Here is a 1610-nt window from a genome sequence, read left to right as displayed (position 1 = left end):
CTAAGTCGCGAAAATCTCACTTCGAGCTATGACCAATGTATGGTTTTCTTGAAAAGTGCATTCCTTTGCGCAATCGGCGAAAAGGAAGAAGATCTACGTCTGAGAGATTCCATTCGGAACGCATTTGACAATCTAGATGCGGCACGAAGCGCCGCCAATTCTTCGAATATCGTCCCATTTCGCCGCAAMGCAGTGAAGGCCCTCGATTAACAGTGTGTCGCGCGCGCATGAGTCCTCATAGGATTTTTGGGTGATAGGGACGTGCTCGATTTTTCGCTTCGTGGCCCCTTGAGGCTCCGATTGCCGACTGATCAGACCACCTGCTGGAAGCTTGCTATGACTTTGTTGGCCGGCACGACGACGTGAAATCCAGTTGATGGTGCCGCTACCGATGATGCGGGAACCCCGACACTTTACCGGCGTTCTAAATCTGCTCGACCGAAGCCAGATCGGCAGCGGTTCTTCGGCTTGGGGGCAGCATTGTACGAACCGTCTCGCCGTGCGATTCTCGCTCTGCTCTCCAGCACCTGCGTGCTTGCGAGCCGCGCCCAGGCTCAGGCGCCCGCAGGCCCAGCGAAGAGCTTCGACTATGAGGATGTCATCGAGCGGGCGACGGCCTTGGCAAAGCAGCCTTTCGATGCCGAAAGCGCCAAAATTCCAGCCGAACTGTCGAAGCTGACCTATGACGGCTATCGCGAGATCCGATTTCGCCGCGACAAGGCTGTTTGGCGCGACGGCGGGTCGGATTTCCGCCTGCTGCCCTTCCATCTCGGCTTTCTGCACGACAAGCCAGTCCAAGTTCACATCATCAACCACGGCAACGCGATCCCGATCCCTTTCACGACCGGCCTCTTCGAATACGGCAAGGTCCCCGTCCCGAAAGGCCTCTCGCCGGCGCTGGGCTTCGCGGGTTTCGCCGTAACGACCAACCTGAACAGCCCGAAGGTGCAGGACGAGGTCATTTCGTTCCTGGGCGCGAGCTATTTCCGGTTGATCGGGCGAGGACATCGCTACGGGCTTTCGGCGCGTTCGCTGGCGTTGGATGTTGGCGGCAAGCAGCCCGAGGAGTTCCCGTTCATGCGGGCGCTCTGGGTTGAGGAGCCGTCGCGCGACACGACCGAGCTCGTCATCTACGCCCTGCTCGACTCTCCATCGGTCGCCGGAGCCTATCGCTACGTCGTCAGCCCGGGCCGCGACACCTATGTGGACGTCACCGCGACGATCCTCCCGCGCAAGGAGATCGAGCGGATCGGCATCGCACCGCTGACGTCAATGTTTCAGGCCGGTGAAGGCGATCTCGGTCAGCGGACCGATTTCCGCCCGGAAATCCATGATTCGGACGGGCTGATGATGCAGTCCGGCAGCGGAGAATGGATCTGGCGACCCATTCGAAATCCTAAGGCGCTGCGCATATCGAGCTTCAGCGACAAGAACCCGCGCGGCTTCGGTTTGATGCAACGCGACCGTAACTTCGGCAGCTATCAGGATCTCGAAGCACGCTACGATGCCAGGCCKGGCTACTGGGTTCAGCCTCAGGGCGACTGGGGMGAGGGCCGGATCGACCTGATYGAAATCCCGACGGTGAACGAGGCGTTCGACAACATCGTCGC

The 1610-nt window shown here is 59.6% G+C and carries 1 protein-coding gene; it reads left to right on the top strand.

The genetic code is table 11. The features are described from left to right. Positions 1-480: 480 nt before the first annotated feature. The coding region (locus tag AB4Z10_RS29720; protein WP_441473996.1) for an OpgD/OpgG family glucan biosynthesis protein at positions 481-1610 on the top strand (1130 nt) is incomplete at its 3' end.

Source organism: Allobosea sp. RAF48, assembly GCF_052114025.1.
Taxonomy (GTDB): domain Bacteria; phylum Pseudomonadota; class Alphaproteobacteria; order Rhizobiales; family Beijerinckiaceae; genus Allobosea.
Note: the sequence above shows the minus strand (reverse complement) of the source record. Positions and strands in the feature narration are given on the sequence as shown.